5 protein-coding genes are annotated in these 7,827 nt (G+C 74.3%); 3 read left to right on the forward strand and 2 right to left on the reverse strand.

Annotation, left to right across the window (positions count from 1 at the left end; genetic code table 11):
* Positions 1-509: 509 nt before the first annotated feature.
* Positions 510-2,144, reverse strand: coding sequence for an MFS transporter (locus IE321_RS39705; protein WP_190226513.1), 1,635 nt, complete (start codon positions 2,142-2,144; stop codon positions 510-512).
* Between the two features lie 170 nt (positions 2,145-2,314).
* Between IE321_RS39705 and panB the strand changes: the two genes are divergently transcribed.
* The 3 genes from panB to IE321_RS39720 all read left to right on the forward strand — a co-directional run bounded on the left by panB (position 2,315) and on the right by IE321_RS39720 (position 5,142).
* Positions 2,315-3,178, forward strand: a complete 864-nt coding sequence (gene panB, locus IE321_RS39710; protein ID WP_190226514.1) for a 3-methyl-2-oxobutanoate hydroxymethyltransferase — start codon at positions 2,315-2,317, stop codon at positions 3,176-3,178.
* Between the two features lie 90 nt (positions 3,179-3,268).
* Positions 3,269-4,279, forward strand: coding sequence for an ATP-binding cassette domain-containing protein (locus IE321_RS39715; RefSeq protein ID WP_107063360.1), 1,011 nt, complete (start codon positions 3,269-3,271; stop codon positions 4,277-4,279).
* Positions 4,276-5,142, forward strand: coding sequence for an ABC transporter permease (locus IE321_RS39720; RefSeq protein WP_190226515.1), 867 nt, complete (start codon positions 4,276-4,278; stop codon positions 5,140-5,142). The genes IE321_RS39715 and IE321_RS39720 overlap by 4 nt, the downstream gene beginning before the upstream one ends.
* Before the next feature lie 22 nt (positions 5,143-5,164).
* Here IE321_RS39720 and IE321_RS39725 read toward each other — a convergent pair.
* Positions 5,165-7,827, reverse strand: a 2,663-nt coding sequence (locus IE321_RS39725; RefSeq protein WP_190226516.1) for an ATP-binding protein, incomplete at its 5' end; no start/stop codon positions are given.

Consider the following 7,827-nt stretch of genomic DNA (forward strand, 5'->3'; position numbering starts at 1 on the left):
ACGCCTCCGGCCGCGCGTCCTCGTCCGGGCCGGGGGCCGGCGTACCGGCCTTCTTCGTGGCGGCCGGGGCCGCCGGGGGCGGCGGGCCGGGGGCCGGGCCGGGCTCGGCCGGCTCGCCGGGAATCTGGCCGTCCGCCAAGGACACGCGTGTCGCCTCTCGTCGTCGCGGGGAATGCTGCGTCCCCTTCATTCTCGCCCCACGGGAGGCCGTGCTGGGCCGGGCCGACGCGGGTCGGCCCGGCCCAGCACGGCCCGGCGCGGCGCGCCGACGCGGACCGGTGCTGCCGGATGCGGGCCGGTGCTGCCTTCCGGGCTGCCCGACGCGGCCCGGAAGGCGACGTCGGTCCGGTACATGGCGGCCAGGACCGGCACAGGGGCCCGGCCCTGTACGAGGCCGGCCCCGGCACGAGGGGCGCCCGCCACAAGGTCCGCCCCGCGCCGGGGAGGGTCGGCCCGGTGCGGGGGTCGGCCCGGTCCGGGGGTCGGCCCGGTCCGCATCGGGCAGGGGGTCAGCGGTGGGCCGGTTCCGCCGCTTCGGTGGGGTCGGGGGTGGGCTGGGGCGGGAGGCCGGGGGCGGGGGCGCGTCCGGGGAGGAATGCGGCGACGACGACCGCGCCGACGGCGGCGACCGCGGCCGAGGCGTAGGCGGTGACGTGCATCGCGTCGAGGAACGCCTGCTGGGCGGGGGCGACGAGGGCGTCGACGTGGAGCTTCTCCGCCACCGCGAGGGTGGCCTCCAGGGACTCGCCCGCGGTGGCCCGCACGGCGGGCGGGAGGACGCCGAGGTGGGACTCGATCTCGCCCCGGTAGACCGAGGAGAGGACGGAGCCGAGGACGGCCACCCCGAGCGCGCCGCCGACCTGCCGGAAGGTGTTGTTGACGGCGGAGCCGGAGCCCGCCTTCTCCCGGGGCAGCGTCTGCATGATCGCGACCGTGACCGGCGGCATGATGTGCGCCATGCCCGCGCCCTGCACCAGGAAGACCAGGGCCATCACCCAGACCGGGGTGTCCGCGTCGAAGAAGGCGAAGGCGGCGAGGCCGAGGGCGACGGCCGCCATGCCGGTGGCGCAGACCGCCCGCGCGCCGAAGCGCTCGACGGCGAGCCGGGCCCGGGGCGCGAAGACCATCTGGGCGAGGGCGAGCGGCAGCAGGAGCAGGCCGGAGTCGAGCGCGCTGTAGCCGCGGACGCTCTGGAGGTAGAAGGCGGAGAAGAAGGTCACGCCCATGAGGGCGAAGAAGACCAGGGCGATCGCGGCGACGGCGGCGGAGAAGACCGGCTTGCGGAAGTAGGAGACGTCCAGGGCCGGGTGGTCGCTGCGCTTCTCGTACAGGACGAAGGCGGTGAGGACGGCGAGGCCGCCGAGGACCGGCAGGAGGACCCCGGGCTCGGTGAAGGACGCCCGCTCGCCGCCGCGGATGATCCCGTACACGAGGAGGACCAGGCCGAGGACCGAGAGGAGCACGCCGACCAGGTCGATCCGGCCGGGCGCGGGGTCGCGGGACTCGGGGACGAGCCAGGCCATCAGGGCGAGGCCGAGGAGCACCACGGGCACGTTGACGAGGAAGATCGAGCCCCACCAGAAGTGCTCCAGCAGGACGCCGCCGGTGATCGGGCCGATGGCGATGGCGAGGCCGACGCTGCCGGCCCAGATGCCGATGGCCTTGGGCTGCTCGTCGCGCTCGAAGACGTTCATCAGGACGGCGAGGGTGGCGGGCATGACGAAGGCGGCGCCGAGGCCCATCACGGCCCGGTAGGCGATCAGCTCGCCCGGGGAGCCGGAGAAGGCGGCGAGGGCGGAGCCGAGGCCGAAGACCGCGAGGCCGAAGAGGAGGGACCGCTTGCGGCCGAGCCGGTCGCCGAGGAGGCCGGAGGCGAAGAGGAGCCCGGCGAAGACGAGCGTGTAGGAGTTGATCGCCCACTCCAGCTCGCTCTGGGTGGCGCCGAGGCCGGTGGGGGCCGGGGTGGCGATCGTCTTGACCGCCACGTTGAGGATCGAGTTGTCGAGGACGACGATCAGCAGGCTGAGCATCAGCACGCCGAGGACGGCCCAGCGGCGGCGGTGGACGGCCTCGGGGACGCGCGGCGGCGCGGGGGCGGGGTCGGAGGGCGGGGACGCGGAGGAGGCGGGCGACGGCTCTGGCATGGACACCACTGTAGACCTATTTCGAAACGGCCCCGTCTCGTATCGCAATCCGGTTCCGTGTGAACAGCGCCACTCCGGCCCACTTCCCCGCCCGCCCGGCGAAGTGCCACCATGGATGTGGTCCGGGGACGCCGTCAGGGCGCCTCGAGATGACGAAGGAGCCGTTCACCATGACGCTTCAGGCTGCCCAGAGACCGCCCGCCGACAGCACGAAGACGCTGTACGGGGGCAAGGGTTCACGCCGACTCACCGTCCACGACATCGCCGCCGCCAAGACCCGCGGCGAGAAGTGGCCCATGCTCACCGCCTACGACGCCATGACCGCCTCCGTCTTCGACGAGGCCGGCATCCCGGTGATCCTCGTCGGCGACTCCATGGGCAACTGCCACCTCGGCTACGACACCACCGTGCCGGTCACGATGGACGAGATGGCCCTCCTCTCCGCCGCCGTCGTCCGGGGCACCCGGCGCGCCCTCGTCGTCGGCGACCTCCCCTTCGGCTCGTACCAGGAAGGGCCCGTCCAGGCCCTGCGCAGCGCGACCCGGCTGGTCAAGGACGCGGGCGTCCAGGCGGTCAAGCTGGAGGGCGGCGAGCGCTCGCTGCCGCAGACCGAGATGCTGGTCCAGGCCGGCATCCCGGTCATGTCCCACCTGGGCCTCACCCCGCAGTCCGTGAACACCATGGGCTACCGGGTCCAGGGCCGCTCCGACGAGGCCGCGCACAAGCTGCTGCGCGACGCCAAGGCCGCCCAGGACGCGGGCGCCTTCTCGCTCGTCCTGGAGCTCGTCCCTGCCGAGCTGGCCGCCGAGGTCACCCGCTCGCTGCAGATCCCGGTCATCGGCATCGGCGCGGGCCCCGACACCGACGCCCAGGTCCTCGTCTGGACCGACATGGCCGGCCTGACCGACGGCAGGGTGCCGCGCTTCAGCAAGCAGTACGCCAACCTCCGCGAGACGCTCGGCGACGCCGCCCGCGCCTTCGCCGAGGACGTGGCCGGCGGGGCCTTCCCCGCCGAGGAGCACACCTTCCACTAGGGCACGCCCGCACGTCACCGACAGCCCGCCGACAGCCCGTCGGCGGGCTGTCGGCCGTTTGTCGGAAGACTGTCAGTGACGCCGTGTTCCATGGTGGCCATGACGCGATCACAGACCAACGCCGTCGAGGTCCGGGGCCTCGTGAAGCACTTCGGCGACACCAAGGCCCTCGACGGGGTCGACCTGGACGTCCGCGAGGGCACCGTCCTCGGCGTCCTGGGGCCCAACGGCGCCGGGAAGACCACGCTCGTCCGCTGCCTCTCCACCCTCCTCGTCCCGGACGCCGGGACCGCCACCGTCGCCGGCTACGACGTGGTGCGCCAGCCCCGCCAGCTGCGCCGCACCATCGGCCTCACCGGCCAGTACGCCTCGGTCGACGAGAAGCTCTCCGGCTTCGAGAACCTGTACATGATCGGGCGGCTGCTCGACCTGTCCCGCGCCGACGCCCGGCGCCGCGCCGACGAGATGCTGGAACGGTTCTCCCTCACCGAGGCCGCCAAGCGTCCGGCGATGAACTACTCCGGCGGCATGCGGCGCCGGCTCGACCTCGCCGCCTCGATGATCGGGCAGCCGGCCGTGCTCTACCTGGACGAGCCCACCACCGGCCTCGACCCCCGCACCCGCAACGAGGTGTGGGACGAGGTGAAGCGGATGGTCTCCGAGGGCGTCACCGTCCTGCTCACCACCCAGTACATGGAGGAGGCGGAGCAGCTGGCGAGCGAGCTGACCGTCATCGACCGGGGCAAGGTCATCGCCCAGGGGGAGGTGGACGAGCTCAAGGCGAAGGTCGGCGGACGCACCCTGAAGGTCCGCCCGGTCGACCCGGGGCAGCTGCCCGCGATGGCCGCCGCGCTCCGCGAGACCGGTCTCGACGGCGTCGCCGGCGCGACCGTGGTGCCCGACGAGGGCGCGCTGTACGTCCCGATCCTCACCGACCAGCAGCTGACGGCCGTCGTCTCGCTGCTCGGCGCGCGCGGTTTCGGCATCGCCCACATCGGCACCCACCTGCCCAGCCTGGACGAGGTGTTCCTGGCCATCACCGGTCAGAAGTCCACCGTGTCCGACCCGTCCGACACGATCAGCGAGGAGGTCGCCGCATGAGCACGACCACGGTCACCAAGGCGTCCGCCGGCACCTCCGGCCCGGTCGGCGCGGGCCCGGTCCGCCCGGTCCGCCCCGACGCCGACACCCGCATCGGCCTGCGGGCCAACCTGCGCCACATCGGCGCCCTGGCCCGGCGCAACGCCCTCCAGATCAAGCAGGACCCGGAGTCGATGTTCGACGCCGTGTTCATGCCGATCATCTTCATCCTGCTGTTCGTGTACGTCTTCGGCGGCGCGATCTCCGGCAAGGGCAACAACGACGTCTACGTGAACTACGTGACGCCCGGCCTGATGGCGATGATGGGCATGAACATCGCCATGGGCGTCGGCGTGGGCATCAACGACGACTTCAAGAAGGGGGTGATGGACCGCTTCCGGACGATGCCGATCGCCCGCTCCTCGGTCCTCATCGCCAAGATCGTCGTCGAGCTCGGCCGGATGATGATCGCCACCGCGATCCTCCTCGGCATGGGCTTCCTGCTGGGCCTGTCGATCCACACCTCGGTGCTCCACCTGCTGGCCGCCATCGGCCTGTCGGCGGTCTTCGGCGCCTCCCTGATGTGGATCTTCATCCTGCTGGGGCTGAGCCTGAAGTCCGCGCAGGCGGTCCAGGGCATGGCGATGCTGGTCCTGATGCCGCTCCAGTTCGGCTCCTCGATCTTCGCCCCGACGACGACGATGCCCGGCTGGCTGGAGACCTTCACGGACTACAACCCGCTGTCGAACCTCGCCGACGCCGCGCGGAACCTCATCAACGGCGGCCCGGTCGCCCACTCCGTGTGGATGACGCTGGGCTGGGCGCTGGCCATCACGGTCGTGACGGCGCCGCTGGCGGTCTCCAAGTTCCGCAAGAAGACCTGAGCGGCGCCCCCGTGACGGGGGCTCAGGACTCGGCGCGTCCGGTGATCGCGTCGGCGGCGCGACCGAGCAGGGCGGCGGCCTCCCCCGTGGTGAGGCCGCCGCCCTCGGCGTGCGCCGCCTCGAAGGCGGCGTCGCCGAGCGCCGCACGGGCCAGTTCCGTCGCCCGCGCCAGGTTCTCCCGCTCCATCGGCGGCTCCCGGTGCCCCTCCGGCACCAGGGCGTCCCGCACGCCGAGGAGCACGGCCGCCGTCCGCGCCGGCTCGCGCCCGAGCCCGGCGAGCGCCCAGGCCCCCACCGCCAGGTGGATCCCGGGCATCTGCGGCATCACCATCATCGACAGCGGGCCGAGGGAGCGCTCGTACGCCCCGGCGACGCGCCGCAGCGCCGAGGGGTACTCCTCCTCCAGGGCGTCGATCCAGGCCAGGACGCCGAGCGTGAACCCCTCGAAGACGGAGAGGGTCTCGCTGCTGAACTCCTCCAGGAGGGCCGCGAGATGCCGCCGGGCCTCGCCGGTCCGGCCGGTCCGCCCCAGCGCGACGGCGAGGAAGAGCCGCGCGCCGAGCTGCGCCTCGTGCCCGGTGGAGTGGTCGCCGATGATCTCCCGCAGGATCGCCTCCCCCTCCTCGATCCGGCCGGACTCGACGAGGGTGTCGGCGTACCGGGCGCGCAGCAGGGCCCGCTGCGAGGGGGCCCTGATCTTCTCCGCGTAGTCGATGGCGGCGGCGAAGTCCCGGGCGGCCAGGTCGTAGGCGAGCTGCCGCTCGTGGGCCTCGGCGCGGGCGGAGAGCGCCTCGGCGGCCCCCCAGGCGTCCCCGAGCCGCTCGAAGAGGTCCAGGCTCTCGTCGGCGTCCGCGATGGCCCGCTCGGCCCACTGGCCCCGGTTGGCCCGCATGTTGGCGCGCAGGTGCAGGATGTGGGCGAGCTCCCACGTGTAGCCGTTGTCCCGGCAGGCGTCCACGGTGACGTCGAGCAGTTCGTGCAGCCGCTCGGGCTCCCCCATGATGAGGACCGCGAAGACGGCGAAGGAGCCCGGGAGCCGGCAGGTCTGGGGCAGTCCCGGCCGGTAGACGGCGGTGATCTCGCGGAGCCGGTCCTGGCCCTCGGGGCTCATCCAGCGGGCGGTCTCGTGGTCCATGTTGATCAGCTCGACCAGCCGCACCCCGCGCCGGGCCTCCCAGCGCTGCTCCTCGGAGAGCGGCGGCGGGGCGGCCGTGCAGGGCTCGGCGAGCGGGACGAGGGGCGCGGCGGGCGGGGTGAAGGGGTCGGGGCCGAGGGCGGCGACGGCGTGGACGGCGTGCAGCGCGTCGGAGCGGTGGTCGCGCAGCTGCCAGTACCAGAGCAGGGCGTGGACGAGGACGAGGGCCTCGTCCTCGTCGCGGGCGGCGACGGCCCGGCCGAGCGCGGTCCTGACGTTGCCGTACTCGGCGTCGAGCCGGACCATCGCGGCGATCTGGCCCGCCCCGCGCAGCTCCGGGTCGGTGCGGCGGGCGAGTTCGCGGTAGTGCGTGAGGTGGGCCCGCTCGACCGCCGCCCGCTCCCCGGCCTCGTCCAGCCGCTCGCCCGCGTACTCGGCCACGGTCTCCAGGAGCCGGAACCGCATGCCGGAGTCCTCGGGCGCCGACACCACCAGCGACTTGTCCACCAGCGCGCCCAGCACGTCGAGGACGTCCGTGTCCTCCGGTCCGGCGCAGACGGCCTCGGCCGCCTCCAGGTCGCAGCCGCCGGTGAACACCGCGAGCCGCCGCAGCACCGCCCGCTCCGGCTCCTCCAGGAGGTCCCAGGACCAGTCGACGACCGCCCGCAGCGTCTGCTGGCGCGGCAGCACCGTGCGCGCCCCCGAGGTCAGCAGCCGGAAGCGGTCGTCGAGGCGGTCCGCGATCTGGCGCGCCGACAGCATCCGCAGCCGGGCCGCCGCCAGTTCGATCGCGAGCGGCAGCCCGTCGAGCCGCCGCACGATCTCGCGCGCCGCCGCCGGGTCCTCCGCCCCGTCGAAACCGGGCCGCGCCGCCGCACCGCGCTCGGCGAGGAGCCGCAGCGCCGTCGCCTCGGGCAGCGGGCCGAGCGGCCGCAGCCGCTCCCCCGGCACGCCCAGCGGCTCCCGGCTCGTCGCCAGGATCCGTACCCCGGGGCACCGTGCCAGGAGCGACTCCGCGAGCCGGGCGGCCGCCCCCACCACGTGTTCGCAGTTGTCCAGGAGCAGCAGCATCCGCCGTCCCGCGCAGTGCTCGACGAGCCGGGACAGCGGGTCGCCGGCGGTGCGCAGTTCCTCGGCGCCGGCGCCGCGCAGCACGGTCTCGCGGGCTCCGAGGGCGGCGAGGACGGCCTCGGGGACGGCCTCCGGGTCGCGGACGGGGGCGAGTTCGGCGACCCAGACGCCGTCGGGCCAGGTGTCGGCGACCCGCTCGGCCGCCTCCTGGGAGAGCCGGGTCTTGCCGGCGCCGCCGGGTCCGAGCAGCGTCACGAGCCGGGCGGCGGCCAGGTCCTGGCGCAGCGCGGCGATCTCCTCGTCGCGGCCGACGAAGGAGGTGAGCCGGGCCCGCAGGTTGCCGGGGGCGGGGGCGGCGCGCACGGGGGCGGGGGCGGGGGCCTCCGCCGCCAGCAGGTCCTCGTGGAGGGCGCGGAGTCCGGCACCGGGGTCGGCGCCGAGCCGGTCGGCGAGCGTCCGGCGCACCTCCTCGTACGCCG

Source organism: Streptomyces hydrogenans (genome assembly GCF_014656075.1).
GTDB classification, from domain to species: domain Bacteria; phylum Actinomycetota; class Actinomycetes; order Streptomycetales; family Streptomycetaceae; genus Streptomyces; species Streptomyces hydrogenans.